Genomic DNA, 16,474 nt, shown 5'->3' with positions numbered 1-16,474 from the left:
GAGCCCCTCTGGAGGAATCTAATGAAAAAATTAGGTACATTGCTTGTTCTTTTTCTTGCTATCATTGGATTAGCTGCCTGTGCTAGCGGAAAAAAAGACACAGCATCTACAAACCAAAAACTAAAGGTTGTAGCAACTAACTCTATCATCGCTGATATTACTAAAAATATCGCAGGAGACAAGATTGATCTTCATAGTATCGTGCCTGTAGGACAAGATCCACACGAGTACGAGCCACTACCAGAAGACGTCAAGAAAACTTCGCAAGCCGACTTAATTTTCTACAATGGTATCAACCTTGAAACAGGTGGAAATGCCTGGTTTACAAAATTAGTTGAGAATGCTAAGAAAACTGAAAACAAAGACTACTTTGCAGTTAGTGAAGGCGTTGATGTCATCTACCTAGAAGGGGAAAATGAAAAAGGGAAAGAAGACCCACACGCTTGGCTCAATCTTGAAAATGGGATCATCTATGCTCAAAATATTGCTAAGCAACTCATCGCCAAAGACCCTAGCAACAAGGAATTCTACGAAAAGAATCTCAAAGAATACACTGAAAAACTAGACAAGCTTGACAAGGAAGCCAAAGAGAAATTTAACGCTATTGATGCGGACAAGAAACTCATCGTAACCAGCGAGGGGTGCTTCAAATACTTCTCTAAAGCTTACGGTGTCCCAAGTGCATACATTTGGGAAATCAACACTGAAGAAGAAGGAACACCTGACCAAATCAAGACTTTGGTTGAAAAACTTCGCCAAATGAAAGTTCCATCACTATTTGTTGAATCCAGTGTCGATGATCGTCCAATGAAGACTGTTTCAAAAGACACAAACATCCCAATCTATGCTCAAATCTTTACGGACTCAATCGCTGAAGAAGGTAAAGAAGGCGATAGCTACTACAACATGATGAAATACAATCTTGACAAGATTTCTGAAGGTTTAGCTAAATAATCATTTTAAAAACGTCAGTCACCATGAATTGGCGTTTTTTGTCTATTTAAATTTCGGTCAAATTATTGGAAGAGTCTGAACGTTTAATGTAAAATGAAAGAAAAAAGATTGGAGTAGCTTATGACTACATTTCTTGGAAACCCTGTTACGTTTACAGGAAAACAACTACAAGTAGGAGACAAAGCACTTGATTTCTCTCTCACAACGACTGACCTCTCTAAAAAAACACTGGCTGACTTTGAAGGCAAGAAAAAGATCTTGAGTGTCATCCCTTCTATCGATACAGGCATCTGCTCGCTACAGACTCGTCGCTTTAACCAAGAATTGGCTAGCTTAGACAACACTGTTGTCCTAACGGTATCTATGGACCTTCCATTTGCACAAAAACGCTGGTGTGGTGCTGAGGGAATTGAGAATGCCATCATGCTTTCAGACTACTTCGACCATTCCTTTGGACGCGATTACGCCCTCTTAATCAATGAATGGCATCTGCTTGCACGCGCAGTTTTTGTTCTCGATACCGATAATACCATCCGCTACGTCGAATATGTGGATAATATCAACAGCGAACCAGACTTTGAAGCCGCTATTGCAGCTGCAAAAGAACTCAACTAAGTCAAGCTCTTGTAGCAATAGAGAGGGGGACAGAAATCGGTCATTCGTTAGAATTCGATTTCGTCGTCCCACCTCCGCACAGTTGAGTAGGGCTATAAAAGCTGATGAAATCAGCGTAGTAGAGTCCACTCAACCACTGCGTCTTGCTCGACAATCCAAAGACAATTGAGAGGCTAGGACTTTTGTCCCAGCCTCTTTTTTGGTATACTAGATGGAGATAATAAACAAGGAAATGCGAATGACACCAAATAAAGAAGACTACTTAAAATGTATTTATGAGATTGGCATGGATGTTCCTAAGATTACCAATAAGGAAATTGCTGCTCGAATGCAGGTATCTCCTCCAGCTGTAACTGAAATGATTAAGCGCATGCAGTCTGAAAATCTCATCTTAAAAGATAAGAAAAAAGGATACTTGCTAACCAATATTGGGCTAACACTTGTATCAGAACTTTATCGTAAACATCGTCTGATTGAGGTTTTTCTGGTCCACCATCTAGACTATACCAGTGACCAAATTCATGAGGAAGCTGAAGTATTAGAACATACCGTTTCAGACTTTTTTGTAGAGAGATTAGAAAGTATGCTAGGTTTCCCAAAAACTTGCCCTCACGGTGGTACCATTCCTGCTAAAGGAGAGCTTTTGGTTGAAATCAACAACCTACCACTATCAGAAACCAAAGAAGCTGGAACCTATCTCCTAACTCGGGTTCACGATAGCTTTGATCTCCTAAAATATCTGGAAAAACATGCCATCAATATCGGAGACAAACTCCAAGTTCAACAGTTTGATGATTTCTCTAATACCTTTACTTTAATTCACAACAATGAAGAACTCTTGGTAAGTCTAGAAATCGCCAAACAGCTCTATGTTGAAAAGATGAACTAAATCCGTCACAAAAAAACCAAGCTAACAAGCTTGGTTTTTCTTATCTATTTTTTGTATCAAGGATGATAGTTACCGGCCCATCATTGACCAGTTCTACCTGCATATCTGCTCCGAAGACACCTGTTTCAACAGGAACCTCTTTGGCTAGTTCCTTGTTAAAATCTTGATAGAAGGCCTCAGCAATATCAGGTTTGGCAGCACCTGTAAATGCTGGACGATTGCCTTTTTTGGTATCAGCAAACAGAGTGAATTGAGAGATGGAGAGAATTTCTCCTTGGATATCCTTAACAGATAGGTTCATCTTGCCTTCGTCATCCGAAAAGATCCGCATATTGACAAGTTTTCTGACTGCATACTCCAAATCCTCTTGCTGATCCTCAGGTCCAACACCCACTAGGAGCAAGAGACCTTGTTTGATTTGAGCATGAATCTGCCCCTCAATAGAAACCTGAGCTTGCTTGACTCGCTGAACGATGATTTTCATAGAAATCCTTTCTGACTGTATCGATCATACTTAACCATTGGTCCGTTTGACTGAGTAGACTTCTGGTACACTCTTAATCTTATCAACCACAGTTGTCAACATTGAAAGGTTAGAAATTCCAAAGGATACATGGATATTGGCAAATTTCATATCCTTGGTCGGTTGGGCATTAACTGACGAGATATTCTTAGTTGTGTTTGATAGGACTTGCAAGATATCATTCAAAAGACCAGAACGGTTGAGTCCATAGATATCGATATGAGCCATATATTCCTTGGTTGAGAATTGGTCTTCCCATTCAACATCTAGCAGACGTTGCTCATAGTTTTCCTGTGAACGAAGGTTCATACAGTCCACACGGTGGATGGCAACACCGCGACCTTTGGTAATATAACCAACGATATCATCACCGGGAACAGGGTTACAACATTTGGCAATCCGAACCAAGAGCCCAGAAGCACCTTGGATGACAACTCCACCCTCATGCTTCACCTTAAGCGTGTCCTTGTTCTCTACCTTGACTTCGCCACCCTTGACCAGTTCTTCTGCTTCTGCCTTAGCCTTGGCACGCTCTTCTTCACGACGCTCTTTTTCCGTCAAACGATTGAAGACGGTGATGGCTCCGATTTCTCCAAAACCAATGGCTGCAAAGAGAGCTTCTTCTGTCTTGTAGCTGGTTTTTTGAAGGACTTCATCCATGTGGCGCTTGTCCATAAATTTATTGGCCACATAGCCGTTTTCTTGGAGCTGACTAATCAGCATTTCACGGCCTTTATTGATGGACAATTCTTTGTCTTGGTTTTTAAAGAACTGACGAATTTTGTTGCGGGCCTTGCTGGTCTTAACCATGTTGAGCCAGTCACGGCTTGGTCCAAATGAATTTGGATTGGTGATGATTTCAACCTGGTCACCCGTTTTCAGCTTGGTAGTCAAAGGAACCATACGGCCATTGACCTTGGCACCAGTCGCTTTTTCCCCAATCTTGGTATGAATCTCATAGGCAAAGTCAATCGGTCCCGAATCCTTTGGAAGAGAACGAACCGCCCCATCTGGAGTAAAGACATAAATCTCCTCAGCCAGATAGTTTTCTTTGACCGTATCTACAAATTCCTTGGCATCATCCGCCTGGTCTTGGAGTTCCATCATCTCCTTGATCCAGTTCATCCCAATGGCAGATTCTTTACTATTAACTTGGCCTTTCATTCCTTTTTTGTAGGCCCAGTGAGCCGCAACCCCGTACTCAGCAACCTCGTGCATTTCCTTGGTACGGATCTGGAACTCGATTGGGCCTTTTGGTCCATAAACAGTCGTATGGATAGACTGGTAACCATTGGCCTTACGATTGGCAATGTAGTCCTTGAAACGTCCTGGCATTGGTTTCCATAGCTCATGAACGTAACCCAACATGGCATAAACATCACTCTGGGTATCTAGGATACAGCGAATGGCAATCAGGTCATAGATTTCCTCAAAGCGTTTTTTCTTGTCCTGCATCTTGCGATAGATAGAGTAGATATGCTTTGGACGACCATAGATTTTTCCTGTAAGATTGCGCTCAGATGAATACTCCTCAAGCTTCGTCACAACTTCATCGACCAAGGCTTCACGTTCTTGACGTTTCTCCTTCATCATGTGAGTTATCTTGTAAAACTCTGTCGGATTGAGGTAACGGAAGGAAAGATCCTCTAGTTCCCACTTAACACTTGAAATCCCCAGACGGTGAGCAAGTGGTGCGTAAATTTCCATGGTTTCTCGGGAAATACGTTCTTGCTTGTCCTTACGAAGATGCGTGAGGGTACGCATATTGTGCAGGCGGTCAGAGAGTTTGACCAAGATAACGCGGATATCCTCTGACATGGCCATAAGCATCTTGCGGTGATTCTCAGCTAGTTGCTCTTCTATAGACTTGTATTCGACCTTACCAAGCTTGGTAACACCGTCTACAATCACTCGAACATCATGGCCAAACTCGCGCTCTAAGTCATCCAAAGTAGCATCTGTGTCTTCTACCACGTCATGCAAAAAACCACAGGCAACAGTGACAGCGTCCAACTTGAGCTTAGCCAAGATACCTGCGACCTGGATAGGGTGGATAATGTAAGGCTCGCCTGATTTACGATATTGGCCACTGTGGCACTCTACAGCATAAACCAAGGCCTTATGGACAAAAGCCACATCTTCTTTCGATAAATATTTTTGCGTTAAAGCGACGACTTCATCGCCAGAATAAATTACTTCTTTTGGCATGCATACTCTCCAGTTCTTCCTACCATTTTAACACTTTTTAGTGAATAAGAAAACTAGTAAAGTCTCCTTCTATCCGAGTTTCTAAACTTTATAAAACAACACTACTAGAAAAACTCTAGTAGTGTTGTTTTATTCAAATCTATCTTAGTAAACTGTCTTTTCAGTTTCTACATCGAAGAAGTGAGCTTTGTTTAAGTCAAATCCAAGTTCCACAGTTGCACCAGCTTGCAAGTAGTCACGTGCGTCAACTTTAGCAACGAATTCATCTTTACCAACTTGGCAGTATAGGTGAGATTCTGAACCAAGCAATTCTGATACAGAGATAGTTGCTTTCACAACTGATTCTGGGAATGTTTCGAGGAAAGCAGGTTCTGCGTTCACGTCTTCTGGACGGATACCGAAAATCAATTCTTTACCTTCGTAACCTTTATCGCGAAGAACTTTCAAAGCACCTTCTGGAACTTTCAAGTTAAAGGCGTCACCAACGATGTGGTCACCGATCAATTTAACGTTGATGAAGTTCATAGCTGGGCTTCCGATGAATCCTGCTACGAATTTGTTAACTGGGTTTTTGTAAACTTCTTGAGGAGTACCGATTTGTTCAACACGTCCGATAGTACCAGTACCAGCAGGGTTTTTAGTTGCTGACATGATAACGATACGGTCTGCAAGTGTCATCGCTTCTGTTTGGTCGTGAGTTACGTAGATAGTTGTAGCTCCGATACGACGGTGGATTTTAGCGATTTCAGCACGCATAGATACACGAAGTTTCGCATCCAAGTTTGACAAAGGTTCGTCCATCAAGAATACCTTAGCATCACGGACGATCGCACGACCCATGGCAACACGTTGACGTTGACCACCTGAAAGGTCAGCTGGTTTACGATCCAAGAATTCTTTCAAACCAAGAATTTCAGCTGCTTCTTGTACACGTTTGTCGATGTCGTCTTTGCTGTATTTACGCAATTTCAAACCGAAAGCCATGTTATCGTATACAGTCATGTGTGGGTAAAGAGCGTAGTTTTGGAATACCATGGCGATGTCACGGTCTTTTGGAGCTACGTCATTGACAACAACGCCATCGATAGATGCAGTACCTTCTGTGATGTCTTCAAGACCTGCAATCATACGGAGAGTAGTTGATTTACCACATCCTGAAGGTCCTACGAAAACGATAAATTCTTTGTCTTTGATGTCCAAGTTGAAGTCTTCAACTGAGTAGTGTTCGCTGTTTGGATATTTTTTGTAAATGTTTTTAAGATTTAATTCTACCATTTCGGTGAACTCCTTTTATTTTTGATAGTTTTATTATAGATGAAAACGCTTTACATTTCTATGGCAAGATGACCAAAAAAATAAAAAAGTTCTGTGCAACTTGCACAAAACTTTAAATAATATCTGGTAAAATCAATTGATAACACAAGGTCAAATCTGTCAATTCTTTCAACTGAAGCCCTGTCAATTCTTCCCATTTATCAATCTTGTATTGGAGAGAATTGCGGTGCAAATAGAGTTGCTGTGCTGTTTTAGTTAGGACTGCACTATTTTCCCATAAGGAGAGAATGATTTCCTGAATTTGATCCTGATCCAAAATCATCTGGTGGAGATAATCTTTTATCATTTCGAGATCCACCATTTTTTCACCCATACTCCAAAGGTAGAGTTGAGAAAACGTATGGAATCCTTGATGACCTTGACGCCACCAGTTTTTAAATAAGTCACGTTCTGCTTTGATGAGATCTGTCAAACTCTGATTTCCTGTTTGCGACCAAACCTGCCCCAGCATGATAGATAAGCGAACCCCAAAGTCATACTCTACGGCTTCCAAGGTATCCATCAAGATAGACCGAACAGAAGTGTATTTGTCCTGTTGGAGAACAAATAGGTAATCCTGAGCTCCCACCTGAAGCACTGTCTCGCAATTAGGAAAGAGGGTTTTCATCATATCCAACCAAGAAGTCAAGTTTTCCTGTTGGTAATAGGAAAGGTGACAATAGACAACTTGTAGCTTTTTAAAACTTTGCGGTGCTTGTCCCTTGCCCTCAATCAAATAACTATACCAAGGATTGAGCGAGATCGTTTGCTCTTGCTGGGTTAGGAGAGCTACCAACTGTTTCTCACGTTCACTTAGTCCAACTTCCTCCAGTAAAATCCACTGTTGCGAGGAAACTGGCAGCGTAAGAAAACCTTCCTTATCAATTGGCTGGTCTACGATTTGAGCTTGTGGAAACCAATCTAGTAATTCTTTTGCAATCATTCCTAGCCCTCCACTTTTTGGATACACCAAGAAATCAAGGTTTCAAGGCGCTCCACATTTTCGGTCATATGAAGATAACCCATGACCGCTTCAAAACCTGTAGACATACGGTAGGTAACAACATCTGCGTTCTTTGCCTTGGTATGGCTATTGGTGTTACGGCCCCGTTTATAAATTTCTTCTTCCTTTTCCGTTAGGACTTCTTCTTCTAACATAAGGGAAATCAAGCGTGCCTGAGCCTTGGCTGACACATACTTGGTTGCCTCTTGGTGGAGTTTATTGGGCTTGGTCATGCCTTTTAGGATGAGGTGACGTCGAATATACATAGAATACACCGCATCTCCTTCAAAGGCTAGCGCAATCCCGTTAATGAGATTGACATCAATCACGTGTCCACCTCACTCCATCCTTGGTATCCAGTAGCTTAATCCCTTGAGCAGCCAATTGGTCACGGATTTGGTCAGCTGTCGCAAAATCACGATTGGCACGCGCTTCTTGACGTTTTTGAATCAAGGCTTCAATCTCTTCATCCAAAACTTCCTCGACGAAAACAATACCAAAGACCTCTAACATAGCCGTAAGAGCTTCCTTAACCGTTGCATCATAGTTGCCTGAGTTGATCCACTTGGCCATTTCAAAGACGACTGTGATACCATTTGCTGTATTGAAATCTTCATCCATGGCAGCTACGAACTTATCTTTAAAAACTTGCAACTCCCCCGCATCTACAGTTCCAGTAAATGGTTGCTCATAAGTGTTCTTGAGATACTTGAGATTGGTCTCGGCATCACGCACAGCCTTCTCCGTAAAGTTGATAGGTTTGCGGTAATGCTGAGTCGCAAAGAAGAAACGAAGCACTTGGCCATCAATGGTCTTGAGGGCATCATGCACGGTGATGAAATTCCCCAAGGACTTGGACATCTTGACATTGTCGATGTTGACAAAGCCATTGTGCATCCAGTAGTTAGCAAAGGTCTTACCTGTCTTGGCTTCTGACTGGGCAATTTCATTTGTGTGGTGTGGAAACTCAAGGTCAGCTCCACCACCGTGAATATCGATGGTATCGCCTAAAATCTCCGTTGACATGACCGAACACTCGATGTGCCAGCCTGGACGACCAGGCCCCCAAGGACTGTCCCAAGAAATCTCACCTAGTTTGGCTGCTTTCCAAAGAGCAAAGTCCACAGGATTCTCCTTTCGAGCTGTTTCTTCGTCTGTCCGACCTGAAGCACCTAACTCCAAGTCTTCTAGGGTTTTATTGGCTAACTTAGCATAGTTATGGGATTTTTCCACACGGAAGTATACATCCCCCTGGCTCTCATAGGCATAACCTTTTTCAATCAGGTCAGAGACAAAGCGGATGATATCCGCCATAAACTCCACTACACGAGGATGACGAGTCGCAGGCTTAACACCAAGAGCCGTCACGTCTTCACGAAAGGCAGCGATGTACTTATCCGCTACTTCTTGAGGTGTGATACCTTCTTCCTTAGCACGGTTGATAATCTTATCATCCACATCCGTGAAGTTAGAAATATAGGCAACCTCATAGCCACGGTACTCAAAGTAGCGACGAATGGTATCGAAGGCTACTGTCGAACGAGCATTCCCCACGTGGATATAATTGTATACAGTTGGCCCACAGACATACATCTTGACCTTGCCGTCCTCGATTGGGACAAATTCTCGCAAATCACGAGACATGGTGTCATAGATTTTAATCACTCACTGACTCCTTTCTGTGTCTTGTTTATCGTAAAGAGTCGTTTCAATCCAACTCTCTAGCAATTACTAATGCTATCTCAAAGAAAGTCATAACATCCGCATTTCTATCCTCGCGTCTAGCATCCCATTCATGATTATGATGGTCAACATAATCAGCCGTATAAAAAAATTGATAAACTTTTGCTTGTCGAAATTGTGCCCAAGCCATGATTGCTGAGGCTTCCATATCTACAACAGTCGCACCTGCTGCTAGTCTACGTTTGACTTTATCAGCTGTTTCACGATAGAAAGCATCTGTGGTCCAAGCCTTTGTTCGAATGTGCTCAACATCAGATTTGTTTAAAGCTTCTTCTATGGTTAGGAGTAGAGTTTCATCATAAGCTATTTCATCACTTGCAGGAGCGTAATGGTAACTTGTACCTTCATCACGTAGAGCTGAACTTGGTAGGATAATCTTATCTGCCTGAATAGACTGATCTAGAACTCCGCAAGAACCCAAAACAATAAAGTTCTTAAATCCTCTTGCTTTGAGTTCTTCTAAGAGTCCAACAACCATCGGGGCTCCAATCGTAGCTATAGCAACTGCTACCTTACTCCCATCTTTTTCATAGATATACCATGGAAATCTACCATTTAGATTGGTTAGATAGCCACCTTCGTAAACATCTTCAAACTGCTTTACTCGTTCAACGATTTCTCCATTAAAAGATAAAATAATCGTATCACAGATTTCTCCACCACTAAGGAGGCTTCGATCAGTTGGCTCGATAACAGCAGGTACATTTTCAAATTCTTCTAATAGCATCGGCCTAACCTCCTAATTAAAGAGTCACTTCCCATTACAAACCAGACGACCTGTGACTGGCTTCTCTAGCATGCTCAAGTTTATTGACATAGTATTCACGTTTTTCTTCGACTTCGTGAATGGTTGGTTCATCCTTTTGCCCATGCACTCGGACAATTTTAGCAGGAATACCGACAACCGTCACATCACTAGGAACATCTGCCACAACGACCGCAGCGGCACCGACTTTGGCATTTTCACCGATTTCTACAGGTCCGATGACTTGGGCATGAGCAGAGATGAGAGCTCCTTTACGAACAGTCGGATGGCGTTTGCCACTATCCTTACCTGTCCCACCGAGAGTCACTCCGTGGTAGAGAAGAACACCTTTTTCAACGATAGCTGTCTCCCCAATCACAAGTCCTGCTCCATGGTCAATAAAGACACCTGATTCGATCTGAGCACCAGGGTGAATCTCTATCTGCGTCCAAAAACGCCAAAACTGGCTGTGCATACGAGCTAAAAGCTTAAAGCCATGTTTCCAGAGAAAATGAGAGAGACGGTGAGCAGCCAAGGCCTTGACACCAGGATAAGTCAGCAAGACTTCCAAGGTAGTGCGAGCCGCTGGATCATTTTCTTTTACGATATCAATGGTTTCACGCCACCATCCCATACATTTCTCCTTTCTTATTCTGAGTCTTTTGGTGTTTCTGTAGTTTCTTTCTTAGGTTTGTGGTCCTTGTGGTGGTGACGAGGACGATCGCCATGACGATGACCTTTTTCCCCTTTTTCTTCTGCATGTTCTGGTTTTGGCGGACGTGGCAAGAGTGCCTTCATAGAAGCATCTACACGACCTTTTTCATCGATCTTAATAACCTTCACATCGACAAAATCACCAATTTGAACTAAATCTTCTACATTATTAGTACGAGTCCAAGCCATTTCAGAGATGTGTACGAGGGCATCTGTCTTGTCAAAGAGGTTGACAAAGGCACCAAATTTCTCGATACGAACAACTTTGGCATGGTAGACTTCGTCCACTTTGGCTTCACGAACCAAACCAGCAATGATTTCTTTAGCACGGTTAATGGCAGCTTGGTCGCTAGAGTAGATAGATACGTTACCTTCTTCGTCGATGTCAATCTTAACGCCTGTTTCAGCGATAATCTTATCGATGGTTTCTCCACCCTTACCGATGACAATCTTAATCTTATCAACATCAATCTTGATAGTATCAATTTTCGGAGCAGTTGGAGCCAATTCTGGACGAACTTCAGGAATAGTTGCTTCGATCACATCAAGGATTTCAAAACGAGCTTTCTTGGCTTGAGCAAGAGCCTCCGTCAAGATTTCAGCAGTAATCCCTTGGATCTTAATATCCATTTGAAGGGCTGTAATCCCGTCGCGAGTACCTGCAACCTTAAAGTCCATATCTCCAAAGTGGTCTTCCAAACCTTGGATATCTGTCAATACTGTATAGTTGTTTCCATCTGAGATGAGACCCATAGCAATCCCTGCTACTGGTGCCTTGATTGGCACACCACCAGCCATAAGGGCAAGAGTGCCGGCACAGATAGAGGCTTGAGATGAAGAACCGTTTGATTCCAATACTTCTGCTACCAAACGAATCGCATATGGAAATTCTTCCAAGCTTGGCAATACTTGAGCAAGGGCACGCTCCCCAAGAGCACCGTGACCAATTTCACGACGACCAGGTGCACCGTAACGTCCAGTTTCCCCAACAGAGTATTGTGGGAAGTTATAGTGGTGCATAAAGCGTTTCTTGTACTCTGGATCCAAACCATCGATGATTTGCGTTTCACCCATTGGCGCCAAAGTCAAGATAGAAAGAGCCTGAGTTTGCCCACGAGTAAAGAGACCTGAACCGTGCACACGTGGAACGAAGTCAACAACCGCATCCAAAGGACGGATTTCATCGACCTTACGACCATCAGGACGTACCTTGTCTTCTGTGATCAAACGGCGTACTTCTGCGTGTTCCATTTGTTCCAAGATTTCAGCCACATCACGCATGATACGGTCAAATTCTTCGTGGTCTGCATATTTTTCTTCGTAAACGGCTGTGACTTGGTCCTTCACTGCTTGAGTTGCAGCTTCACGAGCCAATTTTTCTTCTACTTGAACCGCTTTTTGGAGGTCACTGTTGTAAGCTGCGATGATTTCAGCTTGCAAGTCAGCATCTACATGAAGCAATTCTACTTCTGCTTTTTCTTTACCAACTGCCGCAACGATTTCTTCTTGGAAGGCAATCAATTCTTTGACAGCTTCATGTCCTTTCAGAAGAGCTTCCAACATGATTTCTTCTGACAATTCTTTGGCACCAGACTCTACCATGTTGATAGCGTGTTTCGTACCAGCTACTGTCAATTCAAGAAGCGATTGCTCTGCTTGTTCTTGCGTTGGGTTGATGATAATTTGACCATCAACATAGCCTACTTGTACCCCAGCGATTGGGCCGTCAAATGGAATATCTGAGATAGACAAGGCCAATGATGAACCAAACATAGCTGCCATTGGTGCAGATGCATTTTCATCGTAAGAAAGGACTGTGTTGATGACCTGCACTTCGTTACGGAAACCTTCCGCAAACATTGGACGGATTGGACGGTCAATCAAACGCGCTGTCAAAGTCGCGTCTGTTGAAGGACGTCCTTCACGTTTCATAAAGCCACCAGGAAACTTCCCAGCTGCATACATTTTTTCTTCGTAGTTGACTTGAAGCGGGAAGAAATCCCCAGTTGCCATCTTCTTAGACATAACGGCTGCAGTCAAGACAGTTGACTCACCATAACGCACGACAACAGAGCCATTTGCTTGCTTAGCAACCTGACCAGTCTCTACGATCAATTCACGACCCGCAAAAGTCGTTTGAAACACATGTTTTGTCATTTTAATCCCCTTTGGATTGATAAAATTATACGCCTTGCCTACAAAGATCAAGATACCAAGGCCGTCAAAAGCAAAGTAAAAATAGGAAACTGACGAAGTCTTCGATGAAGACAAGACAGTTTATCTTTTTTACACAGCTTTTCGGCCGGGTTCAATTACTCAAGACATTTTGGATTTTTTGAGTTTCGTTTTCGCAACCTTTATAACCTAAATACCCTCATCTTTGTATCAAGTACGTACAGAGTCTATTTTATCATATTTTTCTTAAAAAGTACGGTCTTTTCTATAAAAAAGGAACCATTCTGCTATGAAAAGAAGAATGGTTTGCTTTTTATTATTTTAAGGTTGGTGATTGAACAAGGCATTGGTTGCTTGGTGAATGTACTGAGCAGTGTCTGCGTTGTTCATGGTGTAGAGATGCACGCCTGCTACGTCTTGCGTTACCAAGTCCACGATTTGGTCTACGGCATAGGCAAGTCCTGCTGCTCTGAGTGACTCAGGGTCATTCTCATACTTGTCCAAGATAGCCTTGAACTTACGTGGCAGATGGATATTCTCACAAGTCTTCAAGAGACGAAGAGCTTGGTTACGATTGAGGATTGGCATGATACCTGCATGAATAGGAACATCAATCCCTGCCAAGGTACATTTGTCTTGGAAATCGTAGAAACGCTCATTGTCAAAGAAAAGCTGAGTGACAAGGCTTGAACAGCCTGCATCCACTTTTTTCTTGAGATTTTGAATATCTGAGATTTGGTTTGGCGAATCAGGATGCCCCTCTGGATAACAAGCTCCGATGATATCAAAATGCGGTGCCTGTTCCTTGATAAACTCAATCAAGTCTGTGGCGTAACGAAAATCCTTTTGTGGCTCCACATCCGGAATGATATCTCCACGAAGTGCCAAGATTTTCTGAACCCCAACCTTATCCAAATCTGCAATGGTCTCAGCCACCTTATCCTTAGTTAAGTAGATAGCTGGCAAGTGAGCAATGGTCGGAATCTCCAAGTCATTTTGGATATAGTCTGCCAAACGAACCGTCGTCTCTTTGATATTAAATTTATTATTGCTAGCAGTTACACTGATGAAGTGTGGTGCCAAGCCCTGCATGTCTTTCAGAGCTGCAATAATTTTGTCATTGCCTACTGCTGGGTTTGGAGGGAAAACTTCAAATGAGAGTGACGGTGTTTGACGCGACATATGTAATAACCTTTTTCTAGTTGATTTCTTACTGATCAACCATGTATGGAGAACTGTCTTATCTTACAATTTCTCACGCGCAGCTTTGGCAGCTTCTACAAGGCGGATCAAGCTTTCTTTCGTTTCTGGAATACCACGTGTTTTCAAACCACAGTCAGGGTTGATCCAAACTTTCTTGCTTGGTACTTTCGCAAGGATAGCTTCGATTGTGTGGTCGATTTCGCCTTCATTAGGCACACGAGGTGAGTGGATATCGTAAACCCCAGGTCCAACTTCTGTTTGGAAGTTTTTCGCTTTGAGTTCGTCCAAGATTTCAAGGTTTGAACGGCTAGCTTCAAATGAGATAACGTCTGCATCCATGTTGTCGATAGCTGGGATGATATCTGTAAATTCTGAGTAACACATGTGAGTGTGGATTTGTGTGTCTGGCGCTACTGTTGAGTGTACCAAACGGAAGGCTGGAATAGCCCAGTCAAGGTAATCTTCGTACCAGTCGCTACGACGAAGTGGCAATTTCTCACGAAGAGCAGCCTCGTCGATTTGGATGATTTTCACGCCTGCAGCTTCAAGGTCAAGAACTTCATCCTTGATTGCAAGAGCGATTTGAAGAGTAGAATCCTTGATAGAGATGTCTTCACGTGGGAATGACCAGTTAAGGATTGTAACAGGTCCAGTCAACATACCTTTAACAGGTTTGTCCGTACGGCTTTGTGCGTAGCTAGACCATTTAACAGTGATTGGGTTGAGACGAGTCACATCACCCCAGATGATTGGTGGTTTAACCCCACGCATACCATATGATTGTACCCAACCGTTCTTAGAGAAGAGGTAACCTGACAAGTTTTGACCGAAGTACTCAACCATGTCATTACGCTCAAATTCACCGTGTACAAGCACGTCAAATCCAACTTCTTCTTGCCATTTGATCCATTCGTCGATGGTTTCAGCAAGGAAGGCATCGTATTCTTCTTGTGACAATTCACCCTTACGGAAGGCCAAACGTTTGGCACGTACTTCCTTGGTTTGAGGGAATGAACCGATGGTAGTTGTTGGAAGAGCTGGAAGTTTGAAAGCTTCTTCTTGGATCGCTTCACGTTCTGCGAAGGCTGGCAAACGAGTGTAGTCTGCGTCTGTCAATCCAGCGATACGCGCACGAAGTTCAGCATTTTCACCAACACGTTCAGTTGCAAAGAGTTCTTTGTTTGCTGCAAGAGCTTCTGTACCTTGACCGTTGCGGATAGCATCCAAGTCACGGATTTCATCCAATTTTTCAACTGCAAATGCAAAGTGGTTCAAGATAGCTGGTTCAAATTCTTCATTAGCAGTTGTAAATGGCACATGAAGAAGTGAACATGAGCTAGTCAAAACGATGTTTTCAGCTGGGATTTGCTCAAGAATCGCCAAGCTCTTTTCGTAGTTGTTGCGCCAGATGTTCTTACCATTGACAATACCTGCATAAAGAGTCTTGTCAGCTGGGAATCCACCTTTAACAAGTTCAAGAGTTTTCTTACCTTCCACGAAGTCAAGACCGATCGCATCTACTGGCAATTTCACAAGGTCAGCGTAAACGTCACGAACGTCACCGAAGTAAGTTTGAAGCAAGACTTCAAGACCTTTTTTATCAGCCAAGAGTTTGTTGTAGATGTTCAAGAAGAGGGCTTTTTCTTCTTCTGACAAGTCTTTGACAAGAGCAGCTTCATCGAGTTGGATACGAGTTGCACCAAGTTCAGCCAATTTCGCAAAAACACCTTGGTAAGCAGCTACTAAGCTATCTACGAAGTCTTCTGCTTTCACACCTTCTTCAAAGTCTGACAATTGAAGGAAAGTAAATGGACCGACAAGGACAGGACGAGTGTTAAGACCCAATTCTTTAGCTTCTTGGAACTCATCAAAGATCTTGTGACCAGCCAATTTTACTTGAGTGTCTTTTTCAAATTTTGGAACGATGTAGTGGTAGTTGGTGTTGAACCATTTCTTCATCGGAAGGGCACGAACATCCCCTTTTTCTCCTTGGTAACCACGTCCCAAAGCAAAGTAGCGTTCAAGATCAGACAAGTCCAAGTTTTGAACAGATGCAGGAACTACGTTGAAAAGGAAGGCAGCATCAAGGAAGTTGTCATAGTGAGAAAAGTCATTTGATGGGATTTCAGTAATGCCTTTTTCTTTGACGATGTTCCAGTGTTTTGCACGCAATTCTTTCGCAGCAGCCAAAAGTTCTTCTTCTGAGATTTCTTTTCTAAAGTATTTTTCAGTTGTAAATTTTAATTCGCGGAATTCACCCAAACGAGGGAAACCGATAATTGTAGTTGACATGTTTTGTCCTCCAAAAATTGTTGTTGAAACTATCTTAACAGAAAAGAAATCATCTGTATAATTGTAAAAATTTAGGCTTTGATATAGTTTGAAACT

General features: G+C 42.7%; 14 protein-coding genes. 3 read left to right on the top strand and 11 right to left on the bottom strand.

Annotation, left to right across the window (positions count from 1 at the left end; translation table 11 throughout):
* Positions 1-21 precede the first annotated feature (21 nt).
* The 3 genes from LG369_RS02305 (at position 22) to LG369_RS02295 (ending at position 2,458) form a co-directional block, all read left to right on the top strand.
* On the top strand, positions 22-954 hold the full coding sequence (locus LG369_RS02305; protein WP_004251243.1) for a metal ABC transporter substrate-binding protein: 933 nt from the start codon (positions 22-24) through the stop codon (positions 952-954).
* Positions 955-1,074: 120 nt separating this feature from the next.
* Positions 1,075-1,569, top strand: a complete 495-nt coding sequence (gene tpx / locus LG369_RS02300) for a thiol peroxidase (protein WP_000206542.1) — start codon at positions 1,075-1,077, stop codon at positions 1,567-1,569.
* Between the two features lie 238 nt (positions 1,570-1,807).
* Positions 1,808-2,458, top strand: coding sequence for a metal-dependent transcriptional regulator (locus LG369_RS02295; RefSeq protein WP_070677619.1), 651 nt, complete (start codon positions 1,808-1,810; stop codon positions 2,456-2,458).
* Positions 2,459-2,498: 40 nt separating this feature from the next.
* Here the strand turns inward: LG369_RS02295 and dtd are convergent, their stop codons facing one another.
* The 11 genes from dtd to metE form a co-directional block, all read right to left on the bottom strand.
* Complete coding sequence (gene dtd / locus LG369_RS02290) at positions 2,499-2,942, bottom strand: D-aminoacyl-tRNA deacylase (protein WP_225750111.1); 444 nt, start codon at positions 2,940-2,942, stop codon at positions 2,499-2,501.
* Between the two features lie 30 nt (positions 2,943-2,972).
* Positions 2,973-5,189: a RelA/SpoT family protein gene (locus tag LG369_RS02285; RefSeq protein WP_004251252.1), complete on the bottom strand. Its 2,217-nt coding sequence runs from the start codon at positions 5,187-5,189 to the stop codon at positions 2,973-2,975.
* Positions 5,190-5,333: 144 nt separating this feature from the next.
* A complete protein-coding gene (locus tag LG369_RS02280; protein WP_074324849.1) occupies positions 5,334-6,464 on the bottom strand; it encodes an ABC transporter ATP-binding protein in 1,131 nt (376 codons plus the stop codon).
* A gap of 112 nt (positions 6,465-6,576) precedes the next feature.
* Complete coding sequence (locus LG369_RS02275) at positions 6,577-7,446, bottom strand: helix-turn-helix domain-containing protein (RefSeq protein WP_225750110.1); 870 nt, start codon at positions 7,444-7,446, stop codon at positions 6,577-6,579.
* A 2-nt stretch (positions 7,447-7,448) separates the two neighbouring features.
* A complete protein-coding gene (locus tag LG369_RS02270) occupies positions 7,449-7,835 on the bottom strand; it encodes a Mini-ribonuclease 3 (protein ID WP_004251273.1) in 387 nt (128 codons plus the stop codon).
* The gene (gene cysS / locus LG369_RS02265) at positions 7,828-9,171 is read right to left on the bottom strand and encodes a cysteine--tRNA ligase (RefSeq protein ID WP_225750109.1); all 1,344 of its coding nucleotides are present in this window, start codon (positions 9,169-9,171) and stop codon (positions 7,828-7,830) included. Before cysS ends, LG369_RS02270 begins: the two co-directional genes overlap by 8 nt.
* A gap of 43 nt (positions 9,172-9,214) precedes the next feature.
* Positions 9,215-9,976, bottom strand: a complete 762-nt coding sequence (locus LG369_RS02260; RefSeq protein WP_225750108.1) for a nucleoside phosphorylase — start codon at positions 9,974-9,976, stop codon at positions 9,215-9,217.
* Positions 9,977-10,010: 34 nt separating this feature from the next.
* Positions 10,011-10,628 carry a serine O-acetyltransferase gene (gene cysE, locus LG369_RS02255; protein WP_004251281.1) on the bottom strand — a complete coding sequence of 206 codons (618 nt, stop codon included), beginning with the start codon at positions 10,626-10,628 and terminating at the stop codon, positions 10,011-10,013.
* A 14-nt stretch (positions 10,629-10,642) separates the two neighbouring features.
* A complete protein-coding gene (gene pnp / locus LG369_RS02250) occupies positions 10,643-12,865 on the bottom strand; it encodes a polyribonucleotide nucleotidyltransferase (RefSeq protein ID WP_225750107.1) in 2,223 nt (740 codons plus the stop codon).
* A gap of 339 nt (positions 12,866-13,204) precedes the next feature.
* Entirely contained in the window at positions 13,205-14,065 is an 861-nt protein-coding gene (metF, locus tag LG369_RS02245) for a methylenetetrahydrofolate reductase [NAD(P)H] (RefSeq protein ID WP_225750106.1), read from the bottom strand.
* A 63-nt stretch (positions 14,066-14,128) separates the two neighbouring features.
* Positions 14,129-16,378, bottom strand: a complete 2,250-nt coding sequence (gene metE, locus LG369_RS02240; RefSeq protein WP_225750105.1) for a 5-methyltetrahydropteroyltriglutamate--homocysteine S-methyltransferase — start codon at positions 16,376-16,378, stop codon at positions 14,129-14,131.
* Between the last annotated feature and the right edge of the window lie 96 nt (positions 16,379-16,474).

The organism is Streptococcus sp. Marseille-Q4154, assembly GCF_916700545.1.
Lineage (GTDB): Bacteria > Bacillota > Bacilli > Lactobacillales > Streptococcaceae > Streptococcus > Streptococcus infantis_I.
Note: the sequence above shows the minus strand (reverse complement) of the source record. Positions and strands in the feature narration are given on the sequence as shown.